General features: G+C 64.1%; 27 protein-coding genes and 1 tRNA gene. 11 read left to right on the top strand and 17 right to left on the bottom strand.

The genetic code is table 11. The features are described from left to right. The first annotated feature begins 43 nt into the window (after positions 1-43). Positions 44-730, top strand: coding sequence for a response regulator transcription factor (locus tag AC5ZFO_RS04755; protein WP_007598630.1), 687 nt, complete (start codon positions 44-46; stop codon positions 728-730). 59 nt (positions 731-789) lie between these two features. Further along, entirely contained in the window at positions 790-1233 is a 444-nt protein-coding gene (locus AC5ZFO_RS04750; RefSeq protein ID WP_028158686.1) for a cyclic nucleotide-binding domain-containing protein, read from the top strand. A gap of 116 nt (positions 1234-1349) precedes the next feature. On the opposite strand, the gene xth is transcribed toward AC5ZFO_RS04750, so the two are convergent. The 12 genes from xth to AC5ZFO_RS04690 all read right to left on the bottom strand — a co-directional run bounded on the left by xth (position 1350) and on the right by AC5ZFO_RS04690 (position 13163). Continuing rightward, positions 1350-2165 (bottom strand): exodeoxyribonuclease III, encoded by an 816-nt coding sequence (gene xth / locus AC5ZFO_RS04745; protein WP_282521759.1) that lies wholly within the window; start codon positions 2163-2165, stop codon positions 1350-1352. A gap of 119 nt (positions 2166-2284) precedes the next feature. Beyond that, the gene (locus AC5ZFO_RS04740; protein WP_028150187.1) at positions 2285-3028 is read right to left on the bottom strand and encodes an outer membrane lipoprotein carrier protein LolA; all 744 of its coding nucleotides are present in this window, start codon (positions 3026-3028) and stop codon (positions 2285-2287) included. A gap of 150 nt (positions 3029-3178) precedes the next feature. Further along, the gene (locus AC5ZFO_RS04735) at positions 3179-5659 is read right to left on the bottom strand and encodes a DNA translocase FtsK (protein WP_496121542.1); all 2481 of its coding nucleotides are present in this window, start codon (positions 5657-5659) and stop codon (positions 3179-3181) included. Between the two features lie 9 nt (positions 5660-5668). After that, a complete protein-coding gene (locus AC5ZFO_RS04730; RefSeq protein WP_282521761.1) occupies positions 5669-6883 on the bottom strand; it encodes an aminotransferase class I/II-fold pyridoxal phosphate-dependent enzyme in 1215 nt (404 codons plus the stop codon). Between the two features lie 359 nt (positions 6884-7242). Then, positions 7243-7647 (bottom strand): GFA family protein, encoded by a 405-nt coding sequence (locus AC5ZFO_RS04725; protein WP_282521762.1) that lies wholly within the window; start codon positions 7645-7647, stop codon positions 7243-7245. Between the two features lie 215 nt (positions 7648-7862). Continuing rightward, the gene (locus tag AC5ZFO_RS04720; protein ID WP_028158681.1) at positions 7863-9311 is read right to left on the bottom strand and encodes an ammonium transporter; all 1449 of its coding nucleotides are present in this window, start codon (positions 9309-9311) and stop codon (positions 7863-7865) included. Positions 9312-9348: 37 nt separating this feature from the next. Next, positions 9349-9687, bottom strand: a complete 339-nt coding sequence (locus tag AC5ZFO_RS04715) for a P-II family nitrogen regulator (RefSeq protein WP_008142813.1) — start codon at positions 9685-9687, stop codon at positions 9349-9351. A gap of 392 nt (positions 9688-10079) precedes the next feature. After that, a complete protein-coding gene (locus tag AC5ZFO_RS04710; RefSeq protein ID WP_282521763.1) occupies positions 10080-10682 on the bottom strand; it encodes an ATP-dependent Clp protease proteolytic subunit in 603 nt (200 codons plus the stop codon). A gap of 41 nt (positions 10683-10723) precedes the next feature. Then, complete coding sequence (locus AC5ZFO_RS04705) at positions 10724-11080, bottom strand: SRPBCC family protein (protein WP_282521764.1); 357 nt, start codon at positions 11078-11080, stop codon at positions 10724-10726. A gap of 12 nt (positions 11081-11092) precedes the next feature. Further along, entirely contained in the window at positions 11093-11407 is a 315-nt protein-coding gene (locus tag AC5ZFO_RS04700) for an ArsR/SmtB family transcription factor (protein ID WP_282521765.1), read from the bottom strand. Positions 11408-11449: 42 nt separating this feature from the next. Further along, a complete protein-coding gene (locus AC5ZFO_RS04695; protein ID WP_282521766.1) occupies positions 11450-12751 on the bottom strand; it encodes an ammonium transporter in 1302 nt (433 codons plus the stop codon). 73 nt (positions 12752-12824) lie between these two features. Next, positions 12825-13163, bottom strand: a complete 339-nt coding sequence (locus AC5ZFO_RS04690) for a P-II family nitrogen regulator (RefSeq protein WP_008142802.1) — start codon at positions 13161-13163, stop codon at positions 12825-12827. A gap of 238 nt (positions 13164-13401) precedes the next feature. Here AC5ZFO_RS04690 and AC5ZFO_RS04685 point away from each other — a divergent pair, with 238 nt between their 5' ends. After that, positions 13402-14313, top strand: a complete 912-nt coding sequence (locus AC5ZFO_RS04685; protein WP_282521767.1) for a DUF4339 domain-containing protein — start codon at positions 13402-13404, stop codon at positions 14311-14313. Between the two features lie 37 nt (positions 14314-14350). On the opposite strand, the gene tesB is transcribed toward AC5ZFO_RS04685, so the two are convergent. Beyond that, the gene (gene tesB / locus AC5ZFO_RS04680; RefSeq protein ID WP_282521768.1) at positions 14351-15214 is read right to left on the bottom strand and encodes an acyl-CoA thioesterase II; all 864 of its coding nucleotides are present in this window, start codon (positions 15212-15214) and stop codon (positions 14351-14353) included. A 148-nt stretch (positions 15215-15362) separates the two neighbouring features. Here tesB and AC5ZFO_RS04675 point away from each other — a divergent pair, with 148 nt between their 5' ends. Continuing rightward, positions 15363-16583, top strand: coding sequence for a ubiquinone biosynthesis hydroxylase (locus AC5ZFO_RS04675; RefSeq protein WP_282521769.1), 1221 nt, complete (start codon positions 15363-15365; stop codon positions 16581-16583). A 115-nt stretch (positions 16584-16698) separates the two neighbouring features. On the opposite strand, the gene AC5ZFO_RS04670 is transcribed toward AC5ZFO_RS04675, so the two are convergent. Then, positions 16699-16896: a Trm112 family protein gene (locus AC5ZFO_RS04670; RefSeq protein WP_011083431.1), complete on the bottom strand. Its 198-nt coding sequence runs from the start codon at positions 16894-16896 to the stop codon at positions 16699-16701. A 122-nt stretch (positions 16897-17018) separates the two neighbouring features. Then, positions 17019-17549 carry a TetR/AcrR family transcriptional regulator gene (locus tag AC5ZFO_RS04665; protein WP_282521770.1) on the bottom strand — a complete coding sequence of 177 codons (531 nt, stop codon included), beginning with the start codon at positions 17547-17549 and terminating at the stop codon, positions 17019-17021. Positions 17550-17640: 91 nt separating this feature from the next. On the opposite strand from AC5ZFO_RS04665, the gene AC5ZFO_RS04660 reads away from it, so the two are divergent. The 3 genes from AC5ZFO_RS04660 to AC5ZFO_RS04650 all read left to right on the top strand — a co-directional run bounded on the left by AC5ZFO_RS04660 (position 17641) and on the right by AC5ZFO_RS04650 (position 19228). Next, positions 17641-17991, top strand: a complete 351-nt coding sequence (locus tag AC5ZFO_RS04660) for a hypothetical protein (RefSeq protein WP_028150198.1) — start codon at positions 17641-17643, stop codon at positions 17989-17991. A 320-nt stretch (positions 17992-18311) separates the two neighbouring features. After that, on the top strand, positions 18312-18590 hold the full coding sequence (locus tag AC5ZFO_RS04655; protein ID WP_028150199.1) for a PepSY domain-containing protein: 279 nt from the start codon (positions 18312-18314) through the stop codon (positions 18588-18590). Between the two features lie 44 nt (positions 18591-18634). Then, positions 18635-19228 carry a cytochrome b/b6 domain-containing protein gene (locus AC5ZFO_RS04650; protein WP_282521771.1) on the top strand — a complete coding sequence of 198 codons (594 nt, stop codon included), beginning with the start codon at positions 18635-18637 and terminating at the stop codon, positions 19226-19228. A gap of 2 nt (positions 19229-19230) precedes the next feature. Here the strand turns inward: AC5ZFO_RS04650 and AC5ZFO_RS04645 are convergent, their stop codons facing one another. Both AC5ZFO_RS04645 and trxA read right to left on the bottom strand, forming a co-directional pair. Further along, positions 19231-19908 carry an LON peptidase substrate-binding domain-containing protein gene (locus AC5ZFO_RS04645; protein WP_282521772.1) on the bottom strand — a complete coding sequence of 226 codons (678 nt, stop codon included), beginning with the start codon at positions 19906-19908 and terminating at the stop codon, positions 19231-19233. A 98-nt stretch (positions 19909-20006) separates the two neighbouring features. Further along, a complete protein-coding gene (trxA, locus tag AC5ZFO_RS04640; RefSeq protein ID WP_496121533.1) occupies positions 20007-20930 on the bottom strand; it encodes a thioredoxin in 924 nt (307 codons plus the stop codon). 275 nt (positions 20931-21205) lie between these two features. On the opposite strand from trxA, the gene AC5ZFO_RS04635 reads away from it, so the two are divergent. The 4 genes from AC5ZFO_RS04635 to AC5ZFO_RS04620 all read left to right on the top strand — a co-directional run bounded on the left by AC5ZFO_RS04635 (position 21206) and on the right by AC5ZFO_RS04620 (position 24796). After that, positions 21206-21280, top strand: a tRNA-Gly gene (locus AC5ZFO_RS04635). Positions 21281-21356: 76 nt separating this feature from the next. Beyond that, a complete protein-coding gene (locus tag AC5ZFO_RS04630; RefSeq protein WP_496121531.1) occupies positions 21357-22343 on the top strand; it encodes an NAD-dependent epimerase/dehydratase family protein in 987 nt (328 codons plus the stop codon). Positions 22344-22718: 375 nt separating this feature from the next. Then, a complete protein-coding gene (locus AC5ZFO_RS04625; RefSeq protein ID WP_282521774.1) occupies positions 22719-23999 on the top strand; it encodes a PQQ-dependent sugar dehydrogenase in 1281 nt (426 codons plus the stop codon). Positions 24000-24202: 203 nt separating this feature from the next. Further along, positions 24203-24796 (top strand): c-type cytochrome, encoded by a 594-nt coding sequence (locus AC5ZFO_RS04620; RefSeq protein WP_282521775.1) that lies wholly within the window; start codon positions 24203-24205, stop codon positions 24794-24796.

Here is a 24796-nt window from a genome sequence, read left to right as displayed (position 1 = left end):
GCATGCATGCGCGCCGAGCCGGACTCCAAAAGGATGACCCCCTATGGCCAATGCCCGCAAGATCCTCATCGTGGATGACGATACCGATCTGCGCGATACGTTGGTGGAGCAATTATCGCTGCACGAAGAATTTGAGGCCTCCGCCGTCGATACCGGCGCCAAGGGCGCGAGCGCCGCGAAGGCTAATGCCCCCGATCTCGTCCTGATGGATGTCGGCCTGCCCGACACCGATGGCCGCGAGGTGGTTCGTTCCTTGCGCAAGGGCGGCTTCAAGGCCCCGATCATCATGCTCACCGGGCATGACACCGATTCCGACACGATTTTGGGGCTGGAATCCGGCGCCAACGACTACGTCGCAAAACCCTTCCGTTTCGCCGTGCTGCTGGCCCGCATCCGCGCCCAGCTCCGCCAGCACGAGGCGAGCGAGGACGCGGTGTTCTCGGTCGGCCCCTACTCCTTCCGCCCGGGCTCGAAGATGCTGACCGCGGCCAATGCCCGCAAGGTCCGGCTCACCGAGAAGGAAACCGCCATCCTCCGCTTCCTCTACCGGGCCGGCCAGATGCCGGTCTCGCGCGAGACCCTGCTCCAGGAGGTCTGGGGCTATAATTCCGGCGTCACCACCCACACGCTGGAAACCCACATCTACCGCCTCCGCCAGAAGATCGAGAAGGACGCCGCCAACCCGGAAATCCTGGTCACGGAAGCCGGTGGCTACAAGCTGGTGCCGTGATACGCTTTGGGGGCGTGCGAATCGTTTTAGATCGCATGCCCTTTGAGCCCCGGACCTGAATGTCAATCGACGACGACGTAGCGCTTCTCGAGCGTGTCCCGACACTGCGCTTGTTGGGAGACGCGTCGTTGCGCATGCTGGCGATTGGCTCCGAGCAGCGTAATTTCGTCCGCGGCGACGTCCTGTTCAATCTCGGCGACGAAGCCGATGCCGGCTACGTGGTTCAACGCGGCGCCTTTCGGGTCGATGACGGCGCCGGCGCGGAGATGATCGCGGGTCCCGGCGCGCTGATCGGCGAGCTCGCGCTGGTGGTGCCGATGAAGCGGCCGTCGAGCGCGGTCGCGCTGGAGCACGCCTCCGTCATCCGCGTCGCGCGCAGCCTGTTTCAACGCGTGCTCGAGAGTGATCCCGCGGCTGCGGTGCGTCTGCGTGACGAATTCGCGGTGCGCTCCAGCCAGATCGCGAGCGATATCCTGATGGCGGGCGCGAAGCTGACGTCCTGAGTGATCCTCTTCGTAGCCCGGATGGAGCGAAGCGTAATCCGGGGAAGTCTTTCCGTATTCGCGAATCCCGGATTGCGCTGCGCTCCATCCGGGCTACGGGCTACGGGCTTCCGAGATTACACGTCCAGCGTCACCGTCACCGGCACGTGGTCCGACGGGCGCTCCCAGCTCCGCGCGTCGCGCAGGATCTTGAAATCGCTGACCGCGTCCTTCAATGCGCGCGAGACCCAGATGTGGTCGAGCCTGCGGCCGCGATCACCGACGGTCCAGTCGGCGGAACGATAGCTCCACCACGTATAGACCTTCTCCGACATCGGAAAGCGCTCGCGCGCGACGTCGACCCACTCACCGGCTGCCAGTGCGGCTTGCAGCTTCTCGGTCTCCACGGGCGTATGCGAGACCACTTTCAGAAGCTGCTTGTGCGACCACACGTCGTTCTCGTGCGGCGCGACGTTGAGATCGCCGACCAGGATGTGGCGATCCTCCCCGCGCGGATGCAGCGGCTCGCAGGCCTTCATCTCGTCGAGGAAGCACAGCTTGTGATCGAATTTTTCGTTCAGCGCGGGATCGGGAATGTCGCCGCCGGCGGGCACGTAGAAATTATGCAGCACCAGCGGCTTTGCGATGCTGGCCTTCTCGCCGAACGAGACCGAGATGTGGCGCGAATCCACCTTGTCGCAGAAGGTGCGGATGTCTTTCGATTCGAACGGAATCTTCGAGACGATGGCGACGCCGTGATAGCCCTTCTGCCCGTTCAGCGCGACATGCTCGTAGCCCAGCCGCTTGAAACGCTTCAGCGGAAAGGCATCGTCGATGCACTTGGTCTCCTGGAGGCACAGCACGTCCGGCCGCGTGCTCTTGAGAAACTTCGCGACCAGGTCGATGCGCAGCCGCACCGAGTTGATGTTCCAGGTTGTCAGGGAAAGACGCATGAGGGATGCGTCTTAGCAAGCTCTCGTAGCGTGGGCAAAGGCGCAAAGCGCCGTGCCCACGTCTTTTCGGTTTGGAGCGCGATTGGTGGGCACGCTTCGCTTTGCTCACCCTACGGCACCTATCCCGGCGATGGGCCGTAATTGGTGAAATCGATCTTGAACATGGCAGGATCGAGCTTCTTGCCCGCATCGAGATTGTAGACCGCGATCGTGGTGTCGTAGCCCTGCGGGTCGGTGACGGTCCACTGCTTCAACTGGCCGTCCTTGGCGCCGAACATCAGCAGGAGGCGGCTGGTGCCGACCAGCGCCTGCTTCTCCTCGATGGTGACGCTGACGAAGACGTCGTCGGCCGAGACGTTGACGACGTTGGTATCCTTCATCAGGTCGATGCGATCGGACAGCAGGAAGCGCAGCGGCGTCTGCGACAGCGGATAGACGTCTTGCGTGGCGAGCTTGCGGTCGCGCACCACCAGCGACGATCCGTCGGCGACGATGTCGATCGGGCTCGGCGCGTCATATTCGAAGCGCACCTTGCCGGGCTTCTGGATGTAGAAGTCGCCCTGCGTCTTGCTGCCGTCGGGGCCGACCTGGACGAAATTCCCGACCAGCGTCGAGAGCGAGGACAGATAGGCGCTGACCTTGGCCGCCTGCGCCTTCTGGTTGGCGTCGAAGGTCTGGAAGATGCTGGTCGGCACGTTGCGGCGCGGATCCGGGATGACCGGGTTCGGCGGCGTCTGGGTCGCGCCGGTGACAGCGGGGCCTCCGCCATCGCGGCCCTTCGGCGCGGGCTTCGGCACGGGCACGGTCTGCGCGAACGACGCCGCGGTCACCATCGCGGCGGTGACGAGAAGCACGCCGGCCATGCGCGCACTTCGCGCGGCGATGGTGGCAGCGAATCGAATGTCCGGATGTCTGATCAACGCGTCGTCCTGTGTGGCTGGGCGCCTTTTTAGCGTGATTTCGCCAATGCAGATATCGATTTTGCGTGAAATTATGTTCAGAGGCGGTTCGCCTCACATATGGCTGTCTTCTTCCTCGACCAGAATCTCGCGCTTTCCGGCGTGGTTGGCGGGTCCGACGATGCCTTCCAGTTCCATGCGCTCCATCAAGGACGCGGCGCGGTTATAGCCGATCTGGAGCCGGCGCTGGATGTAGCTGGTCGAGGCCTTGCGGTCGCGTTTGACGATGGCCACGGCCTGTTGGAAGAGATCGCCGCCGCCATCCGCGCCCATGCCGCTGGCGTCGAACACGGCGCCACCGTCCTCGTCCTCGGTCGGCTCTTCGGCCGTGACGGCCTCGAGGTATTCGGGCTGGCCCTGCGTCTTGAGGTGACGCACCACCTTCTCGACTTCCTCGTCCGACGCGAAAGGTCCGTGAACGCGGCTGATGCGGCCGCCGCCCGCCATGTAGAGCATGTCGCCCTGCCCGAGCAGCTGCTCGGCGCCCATCTCGCCCAGGATGGTGCGGCTGTCGATCTTGGACGTCACCTGGAAGGCGATGCGGGTCGGGAAGTTCGCCTTGATGGTGCCGGTGATGACGTCGACCGACGGGCGTTGCGTCGCGAGGATCACATGCAGGCCGGCGGCGCGCGCCATCTGCGCGAGGCGCTGCACCGCGCCTTCGATGTCCTTGCCGGCGACCATCATCAGGTCGGCCATTTCGTCGACGATGATGACGATGTAGGGCAGCGGGTCGAGCGAGAGCTTCTCTTCCTCGTAGATCGCCTTGCCGGTTTCCTTGTCGAAGCCGGTGTGCACCGTGCGCGTCGGTTCCTCGCCCTTGGCTTTCAACTCGAGCAGGCGCGTATTGTAACCGTCGATGTTGCGCACACCGAGCTTGGCCATGTTCTTGTAGCGCTCTTCCATCTCGCGCACGGCCCATTTCAGCGCGACCACCGCCTTCTTCGGGTCGGTCACGACGGGCGTGAGCAGATGGGGAATGCCGTCATAGACGGAGAGTTCGAGCATCTTCGGATCGACCATGATCAGGCGGCACTGGTCCGGGCGCAGCCGGTAGACCAGGCTGAGGATCATGGTGTTGATGGCGACCGACTTGCCGGAGCCGGTGGTGCCGGCGATCAGCATGTGCGGCGTGCGCGCGAGGTCGATGATCACGGGGTCGCCGCCGATGGTCTTGCCGAGGCAGAGCGGCAGCTTTGCAACCGTTTCGGTCGCTTCCTTTGCGATCAGCAGTTCGCGCAAATAGACCTTCTCGCGATGCGCGTTCGGCAGTTCGATACCGATGGCGTTACGGCCCGGCACGACCGCGACGCGCGCCGACAGCGCGCTCATCGAGCGGGCGATATCGTCGGCGAGCCCGATCACGCGCGACGACTTGATGCCGGGCGCCGGCTCCAGCTCGTACAGCGTGACCACGGGACCCGGATTGGCCTTCACGATCTCGCCGCGCACGCCGAAATCCTGCAGCACGCCTTCGAGCGCGCGCGAATTGGCTTCCAGCTCGGCCTTGCTGAGCGGCTGGCGATCGCCCGCCTTGGGCGCGGCCAGCACGGACACGGACGGAAGCTCGAACTTGTCGGAGGATTTCTTGGAAGCGGCCTTCGGTGCAGCCTTCTTGCGCGGGGCACGCGCGGCCGGCTCCTCCTCTTCCTCCTCCTCGTCTTCCTCTTCTTCGTGCTCGTCCTCGTCAATCTCGTCTTCGGACTGCGGCGAGATCGACGGCGCGGCGCGGCCGCCGCCGAGATTCGGCTCCTGGCGGCTGAACGCAACGACTTTGGTCTTCGGTCCGCTCGAGACCAGCGAGCGGTAAGCGGTGCCGAGCAGCCAGATCAGCCGGGCCTTCGTGCTCATCACTGCGTGGAACAGCCAGCCCAGCGAGACCGAGCCGCGATCGCTCTCCTCGTCTTCGTCGAGCGGCTTGTCGTCGTCCTCGATCTCCGTGAGCTCGTCGTCATGTTCGCGCGCGCCAAGGCCACAGGCGATCAGGAAGGTCGCGCCCATCGCGGCGAACAGGATCGTGCCCAGCACCATGCGATAGATCATGCCCGCCGGTCCGAAAATCACCGCGGGCGCGCGTACCAGCGCATCGCCGACCACGCCGCCGAGGCCGGTCGGCAGCGGCCAGGCGCCGCCATGCGGCCAGCAGCTGACGAAGCCCGCAGCGATCACGGTGCAGAGAATCCAGGAACCGAGCCGCAGCGCCTCGCGGTCGAACGGGCGATGGGTCATCATGCGCCAGCCCCACACCGCGACCGTCAGGACCAGCATGATCGCGCCGAGCCCGAGGATCTGCATCGCAAGATCGGCGCCGATCGCGCCGGCATAGCCGAGAATGTTGCGGATCGGCCGCGAGGTCGCGTGGCTGAGGCTTGGATCCTGCACCGACCAGGTCATCAGCGCGGCCGAGGCGACGCCGGACAGCACGATCAGGCCGAGACCGGTGAGCTCGCGCATACGCCGCGCCAACCCCTCGCGGATCGACGGTGGCAGATGGCCGACCAGTGGAATGACACGTTCGATTGCCGACATGCTCATGGGCCCCGCCTAACCCAGAGTCTCGACCAGGCGGTGCAGCGCCTGCGCCGTGGTCTCGCCATCCTGCACCAGCGCAAGGCGAATGAAACCTGCGCCCGGATTGAAGCCGTCGGGCTGGAGCCGCGCCAGATAACTGCCGGGCACCACGCGTACGCCTGCTTCCTTGAAGAGCCTGAGCGTGATCGACACGTCGTCGCCGAGCGCGGACGTGTTGAGCCAGACGCAGAAGCCGGCGTCAGGCCGGCGATAGCCGTAACGATCGCCGATGATCTGGTCGGCGAGATCGAACTTGATCCGGTAGAGCCTGCGGTTCTCCTCGACATGCGCCTCGTCGCCGTAGGCAACGGTCGCGACATGCTGGAGCGGCACCGGCACCTGCGGCGCCGCGATGTTGCGCAGCTCGAGGAACATGCCGATGAATCGTTTGTCGCCGGCGGCGAAACCGACGCGCAAACCCGGCAGGTTGGAGCGCTTCGACAGCGACTGGAACGCAACCACGCGGGTGAAGTCAGGGCCGGCGCATTCGAGCGCGCTGCCCGGGGCCTCGCGGGTGTAGATCTCGGAATAGCACTCGTCGCTGAGGATCACGAAGCCGTAGCGGTCGGCGAGCTGCTTCAACCGCCTGAAATAGTCGGGCTTGGCGACCGAGCCCTGCGGATTGGCCGGCGAGGCCAGATAGAACGCCACCGTGCGCGCCAGCGTCGCTTCGTCGATGGCATCGAGATCGGGCAGAAAGCCGTTTTCGACGGTGGTCGGCAGATAGACCGGCTCGCAGGCCGCGGCGCGGGCGCCGGCGCCATAGACCGGATAGAACGGGTTCGGCATCAGGATCGCGGGTTTGCCGGGGCGCGGGCCGACATAGCGCGCGGCCGCGATCGCGGCGAGGAACAGCCCCTCGCGGCTGCCATTGAGGACGAGAATCTCGTTCTCGGGGTCGAGCGGCCGCGGCAGCTTGAAGCGCGACGACAGCCAGGCGCCGGCTGCCTTGCGGAACGGGTCGGTGCCCTTGTTCGCGGGGTAACGGCCGAAATCGGCGATGTGCTTGGCCAGCACCGGGCCGACGAAATCAGGCACGGGATGCTGGGGCTCGCCGACTGCAAGCGTAATCAAGGGCTTACCCGGCTGATGGGGTGCCAGCAGCTCGTTCAGCCGGACGAAGGGCGAGCGTTCGCTATCGGAGCTTCCACTGTCCTGCGGCGCACGGGATGAAGCGGTTATAGCCATTCTGGACGCCAGCACTCTTGGAACAGCCGGTCGCACCAAGGCGCCGGCGGGAAGCGGTTCAGTTCACCATAGATAGGGCGAGGTTAAGACGCGATTAACCATCGGCTTTCCGCGCCATCAAGAGTCATTTCCGTGACCCAGATTTGAGGTCCGGCCCGTCCGGAGGAGGAAAATGAGGTCGGATACGACGGATACGGGGCGGGCCCGGGTCCCGTCATGGCCGGGCTTGTCCCGGCCATCCACGGCCTTCCTGGCACGCCCAAGAACGTGGATGCCCGGGCCTTCGCCTCGCCGAAGCGGGCTTCGGCCGCGCAGGCGGGACGAGCCCGGGCATGACGAGTCTCTCGGGATGGGCGCGCTCAATGCCCCGGCAGCTTCTCGAACCTCGCCATGCCCGCGGGGATCGCATGAAACTCCTGCTTGTCGCAGGTGTAGATCGCCATCTGCGGATGGAACTGCTTTGGCTCGTCCAGGGTGCCGACCTTCAGGATCGCCGCGGGCAGTCCCGGAACCTTGGTCACCAGATGGGTGCCGCATTCGGCGCAGAATTCGCGCGTGACGGCGCGTTCGAGGTCCTTGCGCGTGAACTGCTTGGGCTGCCCGGTGATGTAGCTGAAGCCGGCCACCGGCATCGCGATGAAGGTGTTGGGCGCGCCGCCCGAGATGTACTGGCACTCGCGGCAATGACACTGGGCCTGCATCATCGGATCGCCCTCGGCCACGTAGCGCACTTCGCCGCAATAACATCCGCCTTCCAAACGCATGACGACCTCCCGATTTGTTTTTCGTTGTGGTCGATATTTCTGCGCCGGCAATCTGGAATGGCAATCTTTTTCTTTGTCGCGCAGAACAAAAGACGGCCAAAAGAAAGGGGCTCCAACTTGCGCTGGAGCCCCTCAACAGTCTGGGCATTGCCGGGTATGTGCCCAAACCGTAGTTGTGGACGCGATCCCCGAGGAGATCGCGTCCGGGAGGAGAGTTACATGTTGTAGGCGCGCTCGGTGTGCTCGGTGATGTCGAGGCCTTCACGCTCGGTCTCGACATTGGCGCGGAGGCCAACGATCACATCGACGACCTTGTAGAGGATCGCCGAACCGATGCCCGACCACACCAGCGTGGTGCAGACGCCCCAGAGCTGGGAGGTCATCTGCGCCGCGAAGTCGTAATCGGCAACCTTCGGCGGGATCGCGGTGTAGTCGATGATGCCCGCACCACCCAGCGCCGGATTGACGAGGATGCCGGTGCCGAGGGCGCCGACGATGCCGCCGATGCAGTGCACGCCGAACACATCGAGGCTGTCATCGTAGCCGAGCGCGTTCTTCACCACGGTGCAGAAGAACAGGCAGACCACGCCGACCACGAGGCCGAGGACGATCGCACCCATCACGCCGGCGAAGCCGGCGGCAGGCGTGACGGCCACGAGGCCCGCGACAGCGCCGGAGATGACGCCGAGCACCGACGGGTGACCCTTCACGATCCACTCCGCGAACATCCACGACAGCGCGGCGGCCGCGGTGGCGACGAAGGAGTTGGTCATGGCGAGGGCAGCGCCGCCGTTGGCTTCGAGGTTGGAGCCGGCGTTGAAGCCGAACCAGCCGACCCAGAGCAGCGAGGCGCCGATCATCGACATGGTCAGCGAGTGCGGGGCCATCAGCTCCTTGCCGTAGCCGACGCGCTTGCCGATCAGCAGAGCGCCGACGAGACCTGCGATGCCGGCGTTGATGTGCACCACGGTGCCGCCGGCGAAGTCGATCGCGCCCTTCTTGAAGATCCAGCCGGCGTCGGCGTTGATCTCGTCGAGCTTGGCCTGCGCCGCGGTCTTCGCAGCCGCATCAGTAGCAGCAGCAAGTGCCTTGGCAGCGTCCTGGATCATGTCCGGGCCGGGCCAGTACCAGACCATGTGCGCGATCGGGAAGTAGATCAGCGTGACCCAGAGCGGGATGAACAGAGCGATCGCCGCGAACTTCATGCGCTCGGCGAAGGCGCCGACGATGAGGGCGGGCGTGATCGCCGCGAAGGTCATCTGGAAGCACATATAGATGAGCTCCGAGATGTTGGCGTCGACCGAGAAGGTCGCGGCCTTCGAGTCGGTGGTGACGCCCATCATGAAGGCCTTGGAGAAGCCGCCGATGAAGTCGGAGCCGCCGGTGAAGGCGAGGCTGTAGCCGTATACGGCCCAGATCACGGTGACGACGCAGACGGTGTAGAACACCTGCATCAGCACCGAGAGCATGTTTTTAGAACGGACGAGACCGCCGTAGAACAGCGCGAGGCCGGGGATCGTCATCAACAGCACGAGCACTGTCGATGTCAGCATCCAGGCGTTGTCTCCCTTGTTGACCGTTGGCTCGGCATAGGCCGCGGTCGCAGCGAACATGCCGACTGCGAGAGCCGCCAATCCCGCGCCATAGGGACGCTTAAACGTCATTTTATTCACTCCTGATTGGTAAAGGTTGAGCGCGAAATCAAAGGGCCGCGGCATCGGCCTCGCCGGTGCGGATGCGAACCGCATGGTCGAGGTTGATGACGAAGATCTTGCCGTCGCCGATCTGTCCGGTTTTCGCGGCGGACGTGATGGCGTCGATTGTCTTGTCGACCTGGTCGGAGGCGACAGCGACTTCGATCTTGATCTTGGGCAGGAAGCTCACGGCATATTCAGCACCGCGATAGATTTCCGTATGGCCTTTCTGGCGGCCATATCCCTTGACTTCCGTCACCGTGAGACCGTGAACGCCGATGGCGGTCAGGGCGTCACGGACTTCTTCCAGCTTGAATGGCTTGATAATCGCCATAACAATTTTCATGGGTCCTATCCCCGCTTGGGCCCGGTCCGGACATGGCCGGGCGTTTCTCGACTGGTTCGCCACGAGGGAGAAGTTCACTACGCGGGCACAGCCAGCACCCTTAGAATCAAATGCCGTGCCAGATCGGGCGCGTTGCCTAACGGACTATGAAAACGGGTGTTTTCGCGTTTGCCGCGTGTTGCGGTGCAGTGCGCTATTACGTCGCGCTCAAAACGTGGTCACGCCTGATCAAAAAGCAGGCACGACAGGCTGTCGACACAATTGCTGCTCACGTGTCGGGCAGCAAGAAGGTATTTAATTACAGAAGAAGCCTGACAAAGGCCCCGCCGCCCTACGAAATATCGAACCGGCCCTCGGCGTGCTCACGGGATGCGCGCAACCGGCCTGGACCGTCAGGCGGCCTCGCGCTCCGCAAAGACCCGGTCGATCAACCCCCATTCGACCCCGTGCTGCGCGGTCATGAAGTGGTCGCGGTCCAGGGTCCGTTCCACCTCCGCCTCGGTGCGCCCGCAATGCTGCGCGTAGAGCCGGGTGATGCGCCGCTTGGTCTCCTGCATTTCGTTGGCATGGATCAGGATGTCGGACGCCTGGCCCTGGAAGCCGCCGAGCGGCTGATGCACGTGAAGGCTCGCATTGGGCAGCGCGGCGCGGTGACCTGGCTCGCCGGCCATCAGCAGGAACGAGCCCATCGAGCGCGCGGTGCCCATGCACAGCGTATGAACCGGCGCCTTGATGAACTGCATGGTGTCGTACATGGCGAGACCAGAGGTGACCACGCCGCCATAGGAGTTGATGTAGAGATTGATCGGCCTGTTCGGATTCTCCGCCTCCAGGAACAACAATTGCGCGCAGACCAGTCCGGACATCGCATCATTGACCTCGCCGTTGAGGAAGATGATGCGCTCGCGCAGGAGCCGCGAATAGATGTCGAAGGATCGCTCGCCGCGGGCGGATTGTTCGACAACCATAGGGACGAGCTGAAGCATGTCGCGCATTGGCGACCTCCATGTCTGCAGATGATGAAGTGTTGTTGGTGTTAGGCGGCCGCGCGCATCAAGCAGCAATTGCTGTTGGCCGGCTGCGGCAGCTTTATGCCGATATCGCAGGCTTGCTGGATGATGCGGAAGCGGGTGCCGCCGTCCTCGTTCGGCTCGATCCGGAAGATGACGTGGCTCTCGCGAAACGGCGGCTCTGAATCGCGAAGCCGGTAGCGCACCTCTTCGCCCGGGATCGATGATTCCGGCTCGGCGCCCGCAAGGTCGCAATCCGGCAGCCAGCGCTCGCGCAAGGCCGGAATGGTCACGGCGCGCCAGACCTTTGCCGGCGGCGCATCGAAATCATATTCAAGTACCAGGGCTTCGTCGGGACGATCAGGCTTCGCGGCGTCGCTCATTGATCCCAGTCCTTATTGATCCATGTCCTTGAGGAGATCGGCGAGTGCTTCCATGCGCTTCGGCCAGTAGGCACGGTAGCGCGCAAGCCAGGCCCCGATGGCCACGATTCCTTCGGGATCGACTTCGTAATTCACGAAGCGGCCCTGCCGCTGTTCGCGCACGAGGCCTGCCGCACGCAGCACCGAAAGATGCTGCGACATCGCCGGCTGGCTGATCTCCAAACCGTCGCGCAAAGCGCTGGCATTCAGGCTTCCGCCAGCGAGCTTCTCAAAGACCTTTCGGCGCGTCGGGTCAGCCAGCGCCTTGAAGATGTCGGCTTCGATCATGCCAACACATAAGCATGTACTTATGTGTCGCGCAAGCCCCGATTACTGAAGCGCTTCCCCGTGCTGCGAAATGTCCAGTCCCTCCAGCTCGTGCTCACGGGATACGCGCAAGGGCACGAACAGGGCGACCAGCTTCAGCAGAACGAAGCTCACGCCGGCGGCCCAGACGAAGGTGACGGCGACCCCGTAGAGCTGGATCAGCAATTGCTGCGGATGGCCCTCGACCAGGCCGGCGGTGCCGCCGATCGCGCTGGTCGCGAACACGCCGGCCAGCAGCGTGCCGGTCAGGCCGCCGATGCCGTGGACGCCGAATACGTCGAGAGAGTCGTCATAGTTGAAGCGGTGCTTGAGCCAGGTGCAGGCCCAGTAGCAGACCGCGCCGGCGACGATGCCGATGACGATGCCATGCCAGGGCGCGACGAAGCCCGAGGCCGGTGTGATCGTGCCGAGCCCGGCGACAGCGCCGGAGATCATGCCGAGCACCGAAGGCTTGCGCCGGGTCGACCATTCGATCGCGCCCCAGGTCAGCGCGCCGGAGCAGGCCGCAAGATGCGTCGCGATGATCGCCAGCACCGCGCGCGAATTGGCCGCGCCCGCCGAGCCGCCGTTGAAGCCGAACCAGCCGACCCACAATAGGCCGGTGCCCATCACCGCGAGCGACAGATCAAACGGCGACAGATTTTCGGTGCCGTAGCCGTGGCGGCGGCCCATCACCTTGGCGGCGACGAGGCCGGCGGTGCCGGCCGACAGATGCACGACGAGGCCGCCGGCGAAATCCAGCACGCCCATGCTGGCGAGGAAGCCGCCGCCCCACACCCAATGCGCCAACGGAATGTAGACGAAGATGAACCAGGCGACCGAGAACACCAGATAGGCGGAGAATCGCATCCGGTCGGCGACCGAGCCCGCGACCAGCGCCACCGTGATGATGGCAAAGGTCATCTGGTACAGCATGAACAGCGCTTCCGGGATCGTCTTCGCCGCCGGATTGACGCTGTCCATCGTCATCCCCGCGAGGAACCAGCGGTCGAGCGTGCCGATCCACGGCCCGTCGCCGACGAAGCAGAGCGAATAGCCGAACGCCACCCAGAGGATCGAGATCATCGTCACCGCGGCGAGGCTCTGCGCCATGGTGGCGAGCACGTTCTTCTTGCGCACCATGCCGGAATAGAACAGCGCCAGGCCGGGGATCGTCATCATCAGCACCAGCGCGGTGGCGACGATCATCCAGGCGGTGTCGGCGGTGTTGATCTCGGAGCCCGCGGCCTGCGCAGGCGCGGCAATGATCGACATAAATCCGGCCGGCGCAGCCACAACGGCCGCGCGGCGCAACAATCCCGCCATGTCATTTCCCCCAAGCATAGTGATTGCGTCGCACGCTGTGGCGTCGTTGCCCGGTGCGATCGAAGAAGTTTTCTTAAAGCGCGTCGCTGTCGGTTTCGCCGGTGCGGATGCGCAGCGCGTGGTCGATCGGCGTGACGAAGATCTTGCCGTCGCCGATCTGGCCGGTGCGCGCCGTCGCGGTGATCACGGCGACCGCCTTGTCGGCGACGTCGGAGGCGACCGCGATCTCGATCCGCAGCTTTGGCAGGAAGTTCACGACATACTCCGCGCCGCGATAGATCTCGGTATGACCCTTCTGGCGGCCGTAGCCTTTCACCTCGGTCACGGTCATGCCGTGGACACCGATCGCGGTCAGCGCCTGGCGGACTTCATCGAGCTTGAAGGGTTTGATGATCGCGACGACGAGTTTCATGGTCAGGCCTATTCCCCGGGGATGCGCCGCGCCGTATGTCCCCGGCGCCGCGTCAATCTGGCATCTTTCCGGGCAAATGGCATAAAAAACTTGCAGACTGAAGCGGAAAAACGTTTGGCCATGTGAACCGCCGCCTCTGTACAGGGCATCCGTTCATCCTTCACAATGCGTTTTTGGCATGGATGCGGTGAACCGAAGCGTCCCGGCCGGTACAAAGTATGTTTGAGGGGGACGCTTTATGGCGAGTTGGTTCTACGCATCCGAGGGCAAGCAGCAGGGGCCCTATCCGGAAGGGCAATTCCGCGACCTGGTCGCGCAGGGAATTGTGCGCCCGGATACGCTGGTGTGGTCCGAGGGCATGGCCGGCTGGCAGAAGGCCGCCGAAATCCCCGGCCTGATCGGCGGCGGCGGTGCGCCCCCGATGATGCCGGCCGGCGGACCGCCGATGATGGGTGGCGGTGGTTACGCTGGCGCCGGCTACGCTGGTGGCGGCGGCGCCAGCGGAGGAGCGCTGGCGGTCGATTTCGGCATCCTCGAGTTCACCTGGCGCAGCATCGTGATGCTGATCGGCATGTGCTTCATCATCCCGATCCCGTGGGTGTTCGTCTGGTACACGAAATGGATCGTGTCCTGCGTGAAGGTGCCCGGGCGGCCCAATCTCAGCTTCACCGGCAATGCGATGACGCTGGTGCCCTGGTTCTTCGGATTCATCGTTCTGGCGATCGTGATCGGCTTCATCGGCAGTGCGCTGCTGAGCAATCTGCTGTTCATCGCGCAGATCGTGCTCTACTGGCTGCTGATCAAATGGATGGTCGCAAACCTCGCCTCCAACGAGCAGCCGCTCGGTCTCAGCTTCACCGGCTCGGTCTGGGCCTATATCGGCTGGAACCTGCTGTTCGCGATCTCCGTCATCACCATCATCGGCTGGGCCTGGGTCGCCGCGGCTCAGATGCGCTGGTTCTGCCGCAGCATCGAAGGTACGCGCCGTGAGATCGTCTTCAAGGGCAGCGGTCTCGGGATTCTCTGGCGCGGCATCGTCGCCGCGATCCTGTCCAGCTTGATCATCCCGATTCCGTGGGTGTATCGCTGGATCATGAACTGGTTCGCGTCGCAGACCGAGCTCGCTCCGCGCGGGTCGCTCGGAGCTTGATCGCAAATCCCGGGCGCGATGAACTCGCGCCTGGGTTCTAGGCCTTCCGCTCGCGCACCGAGCCTTCCTGCGCGACGGAGGCCACCAGCGTGCCGTCGGGCTTGAAGATCGAGCCGCGGGTCAAGCCGCGGCCGCCTCGTGCGTTCGGCGAATCCTGCGCGTAGAGCAGCCATTCGTCGGCGCGGAACGGGCGATGAAACCACATCGCGTGGTCGAGGCTTGCCGGCATCATGCGCTTGTCGAACAGCGTGCGGCCGTAGCGCGCCATGATCGCGTCGAGCAGCGAAAAATCCGAGGCGTAGGCGAGCGCGCACATGTGCAGCGCCGGATCGTCGGGCAACTTCGCCGCGGTCCTGATCCAGACGTGAATACGGCCGTCGTCGATCTTCTCGCCGAAATAACGGCTGAGCTCGACCGGGCGCAGTTCGATCGGACGATCGGACTCGTAGTAGCGGCGGATGAATTCCGGCATCTCCTTGAACATCGGCTGCTTCGCCACCTCCTCCGCCGTGAGCTTCTCCGGCGGCGGCACGTCGGGCATCTTGTCCTGATGATCGAACGCGCTCTCCTCGTCGTTGTGGAACGACACCATGATCGAGAAGATCGCGTTGCCGTGCTGGATCGCGGTGACGCGGCGGGTCGAATAGCTCTTGCCGTCGCGCAGGCGCTCGACCTGGTAGATGATCGGGATCTGCGGATCGCCCGGCAGGATGAAATAGCAATGCAGCGAATGCGGCAGCCGGCCCTCGACCGTGCGGCAGGCCGCAACCATCGCCTGCCCGATCACCTGACCGCCGAACACCCGCTGCCAGCCCGTCTTCGGGCTGTTGCCGCGGAACAGGTTCACCTCGAGCTGCTCGAGGTCGAGGATCGAGATCAGGTCGATCAAGCTTTTGGACATGGATTGAACTTTCTTGCCGTCGTTCCGGACCTTGCTCCCGCGAGGCGCCCCGGAATGACACATTGGGGCCGTTCCGCCCTTGTTTCACCGCACTGTTTCGCCCAGCTCAAGTCTGCTAGCAAGACCAAGAGTTAGCCGGGATTTTGGTATGTCAGTACAGGGTAGCATTGTCATTGGTGGCGGCGCGTTTGCCGGCCTCGCGCTGGCCCTGGCGTTGCGCCAGGGGCTCGGGCCCGAGATTCCCGTCATCGTCGCCGACCCCGCGCTCGCGACCCGTCCGAGCCGCGACCCGCGCGCGACCGCGATCGTGGCCGCCTGCCGCCGCCTGTTCGAGGCAATCGGCGCCTGGGATGACGTCAGGGGCGAGGCGCAGCCGATCCTCGACATGGTCGTCACCGATTCAAAGCTGGAAGACGCCACCCGTCCGGTTTTTCTGAACTTTGCCGGCGATGTCGCGCCGGGCGAGCCCTTTGCGCATATGGTCGAGAACCGCCGCCTGATCGACGCGCTGGTGGTGCGGGCCGAGGCCGAGGGCATCGATCTGCGCGCCACGACGGTCGCGTCCTATGACGCGCGCCCGGAAGGCGTCGACGTGACGCTCGGCGACGGCAGCGTGATTGCGGCAAGCCTGCTGATCGCCGCCGATGGCGCGCGGTCGAAACTGCGCGAGCGCGCCGGCATCGTCACCCATGGCTGGGAGTACGATCAGTCCGGCATCGTCGTCACCGTCGGCCATGAGCGCGATCACGACGGCCGCGCCGAGGAACACTTCCTGCCCGCGGGTCCCTTCGCGATCCTGCCGCTGTCGGGAAAACGATCCTCGCTGGTGTGGACCGAGCGCCGCAGCGAGGCCGCGCGCATCATCGCCTTGAGCGACGAGGAGTTCCACGGCGAGCTCGAGCGCCGGTTCGGCCTGCATCTCGGCGAGGTCAAGGCGCTCGACAAGCCGCGCGCGTTCCCGCTGTCCTATTTCGTGGCGCGTTCCTTCATCGCCGAGCGTCTCGCGCTGGTCGGTGATTCCGCGCATGTCATCCACCCGATCGCGGGCCAGGGCCTCAACATGGGGCTGAAGGATGTCGCAGCACTGGCCGAGGTCGTGGTCGATGCCGCGCGGCTCGGCATGGATCTCGGCGGGGTCGACGTGCTCGAACGTTACCAGCGCTGGCGCCGCTTCGACACCATGGCGATGGGCGTTGCCACGAACTCGCTGAACTTCCTGTTTTCCAACCAGTCGACGCTGCTGCGCACGGTGCGCGACATCGGCCTCGGCCTCGTCGACCGCGCTCCGCCGCTGAAGAACCTCTTCATCCGCCAGGCCGCCGGCTTGACCGGTGAGATCCCGCGGTTGCTGAAGGGTGAGGCGCTGTAAGCGAGGATTTGCGCCGCAATGTCGTAGCCGGGATGGAGCGAAGCGTAATCCGGGACTGCTGCGTCGGCTTGGAGACTCCCGGATTGCGCTGCGCTCCATCCGGGCTACAAGATCCTCAATCGATCTTCCGCGCCTCTTCCGGCAGCATGATCGGGATGCCGTCGCGGATCGGGTAGGCGAGCTTGGCGCTGCGCGAGATCAGCTCCTGCTTTGCGGAATCGAACTCCAGCGGACCCTTGGTCAGCGGGCAGACCAGGATCTCCAGCAATTTGGGATCGACGCTGGTTTCGGGGCGTTCGGTGGGCGCGTTCATTGGGGTCTCCGAAGATCGCTTGCCTCTAGCACAGAAAATCGCGGTCGCCCATTGCGACACCAGAGCGTTTTCGAGCGAAGTGGGTACCGGTTCGCATAAAGAAAACGCGTCAAAATAAGAACTTAGGCAGAGACGATCCGCATGATCTCGTCGAGCAGGCCCTGGAGCCGCGCCGCCGGCACCGGCGTGCCCGACAAGGCAAAGCCCAGGAATGTCCAGTACAGGATCTGCGCGCGCGCCTGTGCCTTCGCCGGCTCGAGCCCCCGCATCGCAAGCAGCGTCTCGATATAGTCGATCCTGCGGCGGTCGATCGCGCGGACCGCGCCTTGCGCGGCCGCATCGAACGCCGCCCAGCTGCGCACGGCGCGCTCCAGGTCGAGCCGGGCGCCAAAGGATCTCCGCAGCAGCGCCTTCAGCGGCTCGTCGCCGGCAGCCTCGACGTCGGCGATGATCTGTTCGGCCGCGATCTCGCGCCAGCGCTTCAGGACTTCGGCGTGGAACGCGCCGAGATCGGCAAAATGCCAATAGAAGCTGCCGCGCGAGACGCCCATGGCTTTCGCCAGCGGATCGGCCTTCAGGGCCGTGAAGCCGTTTTTGGCGAGCGCCTTCAGGCCTTCCTTGATCCAGTCGTCGGCGGAGAGCTGCTCGGCCATGTCAGTTCCCGAAAGTTCGACCATACACTAGTGTATTGACAGGCGGAGGGCCAGCGCCTATCTCACCATACACACATGTATGGAGGCCTCGATGCGTGATCTCTTGCTCCAGTGCTCCGGCGTCCTGACCATTGTCGTGGCCCTCATTCACGGCCTCCTCGGCGAGACCAAGGTCTTTCCGCGCGCGACCATCGAGCCGGAACGGCTGCGCACCCTGATCCGCCTGGTCTGGCAGGCCTCGACAGTCGCCTGGATCGGCGGCGGCGTGCTTCTGATCGCGGCACCGTGGATGGGCTCGGAGACGGCGCGTCACTGGATCGTCGCGACCCTGGCCTGTGTGTTCGGCCTCTCCGCTTGCGCCAACGCCTGGGCCACGCGCGGACGCCATTTCGGCTGGATGATGCTGAGCGCGGTCGTCGTGCTGGCGGTCGCCGGCTATTAGAGCGTTTTCGAGCGAAGTGGATACCGGTTCGCGTCGAGAAAACGCGTCAAAACGAAAACCTAGAGCCCCGTTCCGATTTCATCGGAACGGGAACGGCTCTAGGTGCGGCGCATCGGAATTGCTCGCCATCGAACCTGTGAGGCGTAAGGCCGCAGCGACCGTCCAAATGCACGCTGCACGCGGAGAGCACTGATGTTTTTCGGACCGTTAGAATAACTCTAAAGCTGTCAGGCCCCGAACCGGATTGACTTCATCATCGCCTTTGCTTCCCTCGCTCCCGCTTCGCGCCACGCGCGCACACGACAGAGGAGGAGACGTTCGTGAAGGTCATTCGTGTTGTTGCAATTGCACTGACGGTCGGCATGGGTATGAGCTCGGCGGCCATGGCCGACGGGTTCAAGGATTGCACCAAGCTCGACAAGGCGTCGTGGAAGCCGGCCGCCGAAGCCGAAGCCAAGGCCAAGGCGCTGGGTTACGAAGTGCGGCGCTCCAAGATCGAAGGCTCGTGCTATGAGGTCTACGGCGTCAAGGAAGGCAAGCTCTACGAGCTGTTCTACAGCCCGGAAGACCTTAGCCTGAAGAAGACGGTTGCCAAGTAAGGATTCAAGCAAGGGCTTGAACAAGGCTTGAGGATAGTCACGGCTTGATCGACGAAGCGGTGCCAGAAACGCGCGGGGTGTCTGACGGGACCCCCGCGGATCGAACGGCTTCGCGGACGGTCGCAGTCTGGGACCTCCCGCTACGCCTCTGGCACTGGGCCCTCGCGGTCAGCATCTTGGCCGCGTGGTTCACGCCCACCGTCTACGATACCCTTCACCGCATCGTCGGCTATACGGTGCTCGGGCTTCTCGCCTTCCGCCTGGTCTGGGGTTTTCGGGGAAGCCGCTATTCGCGCTTCCGCATGGTCGGCGTCCGGCTTCGGGCCGCGCCACACTATCTCTGGAATCTACGCCGCGGCATGACCGGCCGCTATATCGGCCTCAATCCAGCCGGCACCTTGATGCTGGTGGCGCTGCTGCTGGCGATCGCCGTCTCGGCCATCACGGGGGCCATGTCGGTGACCGTCACCTTCTTCGGCCTGTGGTGGGTCGAGGACACCCACGCGATAGCATCCGACGCCGTCATCGTGCTGGCCGTGGTACACGTGCTGGGCGTCGTGCTGATGGGGCTTCTCCAGCGCGAGAACCTGATCCGCGCGATGTTCACCGGACGCAAGCGCATCCGGCATCACAACTGAGATCACTGCAACGGCGGATCGCCGCTGGTGCGCTTCTTGGCGAGATCCATCTCGGTCACCGCGATCAGGATTTCGGCGCGCGTCTTCAAATCCGGCGCCTCCAGCATGGCCTGCTTTTCGGCGGGGCCATAGGGCGACATCATCGCCAGCGCGTTGACGAGCGCCTCGTTGGGCGCGCTCTCGACGCCTTCCCAGTCGACCTTGAGATTGTTGGCCTTCAAGAAGTCCGCCAGCACGGTCAGAAGCGCCTCGCGATCGACCTCGTCCTCGCCCATGCGCGCGGTGAAGTCGTCGACGAAGGTGAAGAAGTCCACCTTGCACTGGCGGTAGGCGGTCAGCACTTCGAGCTCCTTGACCACCTTGAAGCGCGAGACGCCGGTGAGCTCGAGGATGTAGCGGCCGTCGCCGGATTCGGCGAGCTGGGTGATGCGGCCGACGCAGCCGACGCGGAACAGCGCCGGCCTGTCGGAATTCTTCGGCGAGTGTGCGACGTCGGGCTGGATCATGCCGATCAGGCGATGGCCGTCGCGCAAGGAATCGTCGACCATCGAAAGGTAGCGCGGCTCGAAGATGTTGAGCGGCATCTGGCCGCGCGGCAGCAAAAGCGCACCCGGCAGCGGAAATACCGGAATGATCTCCGGCAGGTCGGCGGGGCCGCGATATTCGATGTTGATCGGCATCTGGTCCCCCCTGATCTCGTTAGAGCATGATCCGGAGGACCGCGTCAGCGCAAAGTGTGAAGCGGTTTTCCGACAAGATCATGCTCCAACAATAACCCTTACGAAAACAGGATCGTCGACAAGCGCTTTCGTCCCTCGACGGTAGCATCATCCGTGCCACCCCAGGCCTCGAAGAATTGCACGAGCTGCTTGCGGGCGCCGTCGTCGTTCCACTTGCGGTCGCGCTTGATGATCGCCAGCAACTGCTCGGTCGCCGCCGCCCGGTTGCCCTGCGCATTCAGCGCGGTCGCAAGGTCGAAGCGAGCCTGATGATCGAGCGGGTTTGCGGCGACTTTCTGTTCCAGCTCGGCCACCGGCCCCAGCTGCTCCGCCTGCTCGGCGAGATCGATCGCGGTCTGCACGGCCTTCACGGCGGGGTCGTTGCGCTTGGATTCCGGCACCATGGCCAGCGTCTGCTTGGCCTTCTCCATCGCGCCGGAGACGGCGTAGCATTTCGCGAGTCCGGCAAGGGCCGCGATGTTGGTCGAATCGTGCTGCAGCACTTCGGCATAGATCTGCGCCGCGGCGGCGGCGTCTCCCTCGGCGAGCACCGCTTCGGCCTCTTGCAGGATCTCGGCGATATTGGGCTCGCCCGGCGCCGTCACGCCCTTGGTCACCTTTTCGATGAAGGCGTTGACCTGGCTCTCCGGCACGGCGCCCATGAAGCCGTCGGCCGGCTGGCCGTTGACGAAGGCGATCACGGCCGGGATCGACTGGATGCCCATCTGGCCCGGGATCGCCGGATGCTGGTCGATGTTCATCTTGACCAGCTTGACCTTGCCCTTGGCTGCCTTGACCGCCTTTTCCAGCACGGGCGTGAGCTGCTTGCAGGGGCCGCACCACTCCGCCCAGAAGTCGATCAGCACCGGCTGGCGCTTCGATTCCTCGATGACGTCCTTCACGAAGGTCTGGGTGGTGGTGTCCTTGATCAGATCGGCCGCAGCCGGGCCCGCCGCTCCGTTACCTTGGTCGATGATCGTCACGGGATCCCCTCGTCTGATGTCTGGAATGGCGGGTCTTTAGCACGTCGCCAATTCATATGCTTCGCTGTCGGCCCTAAAATTGGGCCGGGGCGGCCGAATTTCAATCCATGACGGCCGATTCGGCAGTTCGAAGGCGATTTTGGCCGATTTGGTCGGGTTCGGGGTCCATATGGGGCCTTCGAAACCGAATCTATGCTGCCGGTAGCTGTTGCATTCGCCGCCCGCTTTTGGCATACGACAGCCGTTGCCGGCGCGTCGTGCGGCCGACACAGGATGCGGGTGTAGCTCAGTGGTAGAGCACGACCTTGCCAAGGTCGGGGTCGAGGGTTCGAGCCCCTTCGCCCGCTCCAATTTTTCCCAAAGCATCCAGCCAAACCGGGTCAGGCCGTGGTTTTCCACGCCGCTGGCGGCTGTATTGGGTCCCAAATGACAATTCTGGTCACAGGCAGCGCGGGCCATCTCGGGGAGGCCGTTCTCCGTATGCTCCGGGGGCGCGGTTCTCCCGTACGCGGGCTTGATCTGAAGCCATCGCCCCTCACCGATGCCGTCGGCTCGATCGTCGACCCGGACTTCGCGCGGCGGCAGATGGAGGACGTCACCGCCGTCATCCACACCGCGACGCTGCACAAGCCGCATGTGGCAACCCACGGCAAGCAAGATTTCGTCGACACCAACGTCACCGGCACGCTCAATCTGCTCGAGGCAGCCGTAGCCGCTGGCGTGCGCAGCTTCGTCTTCACCAGCACCACCAGCGCATTCGGCTCCCAGCTTCGACCCGAGGCCGGACAGGCCGCGGTGTGGGTCACCGAGGATCTGGCGCCGGTGCCGAAGAACATCTACGGCACGACCAAGCTGATGGCTGAGACTCTGTGCGAGCTGTTCTTTCGTGAGCGCGGGTTACCGGTCGTCGTCTTGCGGACCTCGCGCTTCTTTCCGGAGGACGATGACGATCCCGCGATGCGCTCGGCTTACCCGCTGGACAACGCACAGGCCAACGAGCTGCTCTATAGACGGCTGGATATAGCGGACGCGGTGAGCGCCCATCTGCTCGCCGTCGAGCGTGCGCCGAAGATCGGCTTTGCCCGTTACATCATCTCCGCCACCAGCCCGTTCGAGCCCCGTCATCTCGCGGCGCTCGCGCGCGACGCGGCCGGTGTCGTGCGCGAGCTCTACACGGACTGCGCGCAGCTCTATGCGGCGCGCGGATGGCGGCTATTCCCCGAGATCGACCGCGTCTATGTCAACGACCGCGCGCGGCGCGAGCTAGGCTGGCGGCCCGAATTCGACTTCGCGCATGTCCTGAACAGCCTGCGCGCGGGCACGGATTTTCGCAGCATGCTGGCCCGCGAGATCGGGTCGAAAGGCTATCACGACACGGTATTCGACGACGGACCCTATCCCGTCGCCTCGTAATCGCCGTCTTTGCCGTTTTGCTCGACGCAACAAGTGTCTGCCCGGCGTCGCCGGGAGCAGACCGGGGTGAGCCGTTCTACTGTTCATGGGGTTGTTTTCGCAATTTTGTACGCCCCTCCTGCTGCCTGCAAATCAGCCACGCGCCATTTTGATTCCGCGTTGCAGCGAGACCGTTATCGTCGCCGTGCAAATCTTCGTGGCATTCAGTCTCAATTTCCATTGAGTCTGACTGCAGTGCTCCCGACGCGCTTCTCACCGTCCGCAGATGTGCTAACCTTTTTGCATCTGTCGTCCTGACAGAGTCCGAACTTCGCCTCTCGACTAGCAAAACAAAATAACGTGCAGCCCTGACGGCTGCCTTAGGGGAGTGACGCGATGAAATTCCATCAAACCGTCTTTCAATCCGTCCTGGCGCTTGCAGCGGTTGCCCTTCTCGCGGGGACAAGTGCAGTCAGCGCGCAACAGCAGGACAAGAACCGCCAGCTGAAGAAATACGAATCCGGCACCAAGGAGTTCTGGACCCATCCGCCGGATGACTGGTTCCTCGGCGACGAGACCGAGGCGCAGAAGGGCCTCGCGCCGCCGTCGGGCCCGCCGACCGGCGCGTCGGAGGCTGAGCTCGCCGCGATGATGAAGAAGATCAAGCTGCCGGCCGGCTTCAAGATCGAAGTCTACGCGCCCGGCGTTCTCGCGGCACGGCAGATGGCCTGGGGTGACAAGGGCACGCTGTTCGTCGGCTCGTTCGGCCTCGGCAACGTCTATGCCATCAAGGACAACAACGGAAAGAAAGAGGTCAAGACCATCCTGAAGGGGCTGAACATGCCCACCGGTCTCGCCTTCAAGGATGGCGCGCTCTACGTCATCGCGGTCGACAAGCTGATCCGTTACGACAACGCCGAAGCCAATCTCGACAAGCTCGGCGACGGCAAGGTCGTCTATGACGACATGCCCTCCTATGCCGCGCATGGCTGGAAGTATATCGCGGTCGACAAGGAAGGCTGGTTCTACCTGCCGTTCGGACCGCCCTTCAACGTCGGCGTGCCCCCGACCAGCGTCTCGCAGATCCGGCGCGTCGATCCCAAGACCGGCAACGCCGAAATCTATGCGCTCGGCGTTCGCAACTCGGTCGGCGGCGACGTCGATCCGCGTACCGGCAAGTACTGGTTCACCGAGAACGCGCGCGACTGGATCAGCGACGATCTGCCCTCAGACAAGCTGAACATGATCTCGAAGATCGGCGAGCATTTCGGCTATCCCTACTGCCACCAGGGTGACCTGCTGGATACGAAGTTCGCGATGGGTCACAAGTGCTCCGAGTTCACGCCGCCCGTGCTGAATCTCGGTGCCCACGTCGCTCCGCTCGGCATGAAGTTCTATACCGGCGATCAATTCCCCGCCGAGTACAAGAACAACATCCTGATCGCCGAGCACGGCTCCTGGAATCGCCACAAGTACCAGGGTGGCAATATCACGCGCGTGATCGTCGGCCCCGACGGCAAGAACGCCAAGAAGGAGGTGTTCGCCTCCGGCTGGATCGAGGGCGACCAGGGCTATCTCGGCCGTCCCAACGACATCATCCTCGCCAAGGACGGCTCGATCCTCGTCGCCGACGACTGGGCCGGCGCGATCTATCGCATCAGCTACAGCAAGAAGTAGCGTAAGAGGACACGAGGCTGCGACCGGATGACGGCCGCAGCCTCTTTTGTTTGTGACAGGCTCGCAGCGGAACGCGTTCGTCGTGCCCGGACTTGATCCGGGCATCCATCAAAACGAGAAACCTCTTTGCAAACGGGATGGATTGCCGGGCCTACGCCAAGCAGGCGGGTCAAGCCCGGCAATGACAGTCGGAGAAATCAGCCATGCGAGCCGTTCGGTTTGGAATTCTGTCTGTGACGCTATCGCTCGCAGCACTTGCAATCGTCCGAGCTCAAGCCTCCGATAATGCCGCGATCCAGGAGAAGGCCGCCGTCTGCTCCGGCTGTCACGGCGAGAACGGCATCTCGCAGACGGAGAACATCCCCTCGCTGGCCGGCCAGCCCGATCAATTCATCCAGTGGCAGCTCGTGTTTTTCCGCGCCGGCTCGCGCAAGAACGACCAGATGCAGCCGATCGTCGAGGAGATCACCAACGAGGACATCCGCAATTTCGGCGCCTATTTCGCGCAGATGACGCCGCCGAAGGCAGCGGAAGACGGGGATCCGGACCTGTCGAAGAAGGGCGCGCAAGTTGCCGTCGGCCGCCGCTGCGCCTCGTGTCACACGGATAGCTTCGCCGGCACCAAGGCGGTTGCGCGGCTCGCAGGCCAGCGCGAGGAATATCTGGTCAAGGCGCTGCACGATTACAAGGCGGGCCAGCGCGTCGGCGGCGGCGTCGCCGCGATGGCGGATGTCGCCTATCACATGAGCGATGAGGAAATCACCGCCGTCTCGCACTATCTCGCGTATTTCAAATAG

Source organism: Bradyrhizobium sp. Unk1, assembly GCF_059512345.1.
This window is presented reverse-complemented; position numbering and strand designations above follow the sequence as displayed.

Bases quoted from the DNA above. Each gene is read 5' to 3' on its own strand.
- AC5ZFO_RS04755 (WP_007598630.1), top strand. From the start codon at position 44: ATGGCCAATGCCCGCAAGATCCTCATCGTGGATGACGATACCGATCTG.
- AC5ZFO_RS04750 (WP_028158686.1), top strand. From the start codon at position 790: ATGTCAATCGACGACGACGTAGCGCTTCTCGAGCGTGTCCCGACACTG.
- xth (WP_282521759.1), bottom strand. From the start codon at position 2,165: ATGCGTCTTTCCCTGACAACCTGGAACATCAACTCGGTGCGGCTGCGC.
- AC5ZFO_RS04740 (WP_028150187.1), bottom strand. From the start codon at position 3,028: ATGGCCGGCGTGCTTCTCGTCACCGCCGCGATGGTGACCGCGGCGTCG.
- AC5ZFO_RS04735 (WP_496121542.1), bottom strand. From the start codon at position 5,659: ATGAGCATGTCGGCAATCGAACGTGTCATTCCACTGGTCGGCCATCTG.
- AC5ZFO_RS04730 (WP_282521761.1), bottom strand. From the start codon at position 6,883: ATGGCTATAACCGCTTCATCCCGTGCGCCGCAGGACAGTGGAAGCTCC.
- AC5ZFO_RS04725 (WP_282521762.1), bottom strand. From the start codon at position 7,647: ATGCGTTTGGAAGGCGGATGTTATTGCGGCGAAGTGCGCTACGTGGCC.
- AC5ZFO_RS04720 (WP_028158681.1), bottom strand. From the start codon at position 9,311: ATGACGTTTAAGCGTCCCTATGGCGCGGGATTGGCGGCTCTCGCAGTC.
- AC5ZFO_RS04715 (WP_008142813.1), bottom strand. From the start codon at position 9,687: ATGAAAATTGTTATGGCGATTATCAAGCCATTCAAGCTGGAAGAAGTC.
- AC5ZFO_RS04710 (WP_282521763.1), bottom strand. From the start codon at position 10,682: ATGCGCGACATGCTTCAGCTCGTCCCTATGGTTGTCGAACAATCCGCC.
- AC5ZFO_RS04705 (WP_282521764.1), bottom strand. From the start codon at position 11,080: ATGAGCGACGCCGCGAAGCCTGATCGTCCCGACGAAGCCCTGGTACTT.
- AC5ZFO_RS04700 (WP_282521765.1), bottom strand. From the start codon at position 11,407: ATGATCGAAGCCGACATCTTCAAGGCGCTGGCTGACCCGACGCGCCGA.
- AC5ZFO_RS04695 (WP_282521766.1), bottom strand. From the start codon at position 12,751: ATGGCGGGATTGTTGCGCCGCGCGGCCGTTGTGGCTGCGCCGGCCGGA.
- AC5ZFO_RS04690 (WP_008142802.1), bottom strand. From the start codon at position 13,163: ATGAAACTCGTCGTCGCGATCATCAAACCCTTCAAGCTCGATGAAGTC.
- AC5ZFO_RS04685 (WP_282521767.1), top strand. From the start codon at position 13,402: ATGGCGAGTTGGTTCTACGCATCCGAGGGCAAGCAGCAGGGGCCCTAT.
- tesB (WP_282521768.1), bottom strand. From the start codon at position 15,214: ATGTCCAAAAGCTTGATCGACCTGATCTCGATCCTCGACCTCGAGCAG.
- AC5ZFO_RS04675 (WP_282521769.1), top strand. From the start codon at position 15,363: ATGTCAGTACAGGGTAGCATTGTCATTGGTGGCGGCGCGTTTGCCGGC.
- AC5ZFO_RS04670 (WP_011083431.1), bottom strand. From the start codon at position 16,896: ATGAACGCGCCCACCGAACGCCCCGAAACCAGCGTCGATCCCAAATTG.
- AC5ZFO_RS04665 (WP_282521770.1), bottom strand. From the start codon at position 17,549: ATGGCCGAGCAGCTCTCCGCCGACGACTGGATCAAGGAAGGCCTGAAG.
- AC5ZFO_RS04660 (WP_028150198.1), top strand. From the start codon at position 17,641: ATGCGTGATCTCTTGCTCCAGTGCTCCGGCGTCCTGACCATTGTCGTG.
- AC5ZFO_RS04645 (WP_282521772.1), bottom strand. From the start codon at position 19,908: ATGCCGATCAACATCGAATATCGCGGCCCCGCCGACCTGCCGGAGATC.
- AC5ZFO_RS04630 (WP_496121531.1), top strand. From the start codon at position 21,357: ATGACAATTCTGGTCACAGGCAGCGCGGGCCATCTCGGGGAGGCCGTT.
- AC5ZFO_RS04625 (WP_282521774.1), top strand. From the start codon at position 22,719: ATGAAATTCCATCAAACCGTCTTTCAATCCGTCCTGGCGCTTGCAGCG.
- AC5ZFO_RS04620 (WP_282521775.1), top strand. From the start codon at position 24,203: ATGCGAGCCGTTCGGTTTGGAATTCTGTCTGTGACGCTATCGCTCGCA.